At 43.7% G+C, this 1,064-nt stretch carries 1 protein-coding gene; it reads left to right on the top strand.

All coding sequences use genetic code 11. The annotated features are described in order from the left end of the window. Positions 1-121 precede the first annotated feature (121 nt). Positions 122-937, top strand: a complete 816-nt coding sequence (locus HMPREF2820_RS03155; RefSeq protein WP_000018326.1) for an aminoglycoside O-phosphotransferase APH(3')-Ia — start codon at positions 122-124, stop codon at positions 935-937. The last annotated feature ends 127 nt before the right edge of the window (positions 938-1,064 follow it).

The following is a 1,064-nucleotide window of genomic DNA, read 5'->3' as shown; positions in this document are numbered from 1 at the left end:
AAGTTTATCACCACCGACTATTTGCAACAGTGCCAACCCATGTTATATTGCACAAGATAAAAATATATCATCATGAACAATAAAACTGTCTGCTTACATAAACAGTAATACAAGGGGTGTTATGAGCCATATTCAACGGGAAACGTCTTGCTCGAGGCCGCGATTAAATTCCAACCTGGATGCTGATTTATATGGGTATAGATGGGCTCGCGATAATGTCGGGCAATCAGGTGCGACAATCTATCGATTGTATGGGAAGCCCAATGCGCCAGAGTTGTTTCTGAAACATGGCAAAGGTAGCGTTGCCAATGATGTTACAGATGAGATGGTCAGACTAAACTGGCTGACGGCATTTATGCCTCTTCCGACCATCAAGCATTTTATCCGTACTCCTGATGATGCATGGTTACTCACCACTGCGATCCCCGGGAAAACAGCATTCCAGGTATTAGAAGAATATCCTGATTCAGGTGAAAATATTGTTGATGCGCTGGCAGTGTTCCTGCGCCGGTTGCATTCGATTCCTGTTTGTAATTGTCCTTTTAACAGCGATCGCGTATTTCGTCTCGCTCAGGCGCAATCACGAATGAATAACGGTTTGGTTGATGCTAGTGATTTTGATGACGAGCGTAATGGCTGGCCTGTTGAACAAGTCTGGAAAGAAATGCATAAGCTTTTGCCATTCTCACCGGATTCAGTCGTCACTCATGGTGATTTCTCACTTGATAACCTTATTTTTGACGAGGGGAAATTAATAGGTTGTATTGATGTTGGACGAGTCGGAATCGCAGACCGATACCAGGATCTTGCCATCCTATGGAACTGCCTCGGTGAGTTTTCTCCTTCATTACAGAAACGGCTTTTTCAAAAATATGGTATTGATAATCCTGATATGAATAAATTGCAGTTTCATTTGATGCTCGATGAGTTTTTCTGATAGTTAGTCTTTGTAGAGACACAAACCTGAAATTCCGGACACCGCGCTTCAGGACATCTCCCTGGACGCCGATATCTGGCAGTATCCGGACGGGGCACTGTTGCAAATAGTCGGTGGTGATAAACTT

This window comes from Corynebacterium sp. HMSC064E08, from assembly GCF_001811805.1.
Classification (GTDB): domain Bacteria; phylum Actinomycetota; class Actinomycetes; order Mycobacteriales; family Mycobacteriaceae; genus Corynebacterium; species Corynebacterium jeikeium_D.
This window is presented reverse-complemented; position numbering and strand designations above follow the sequence as displayed.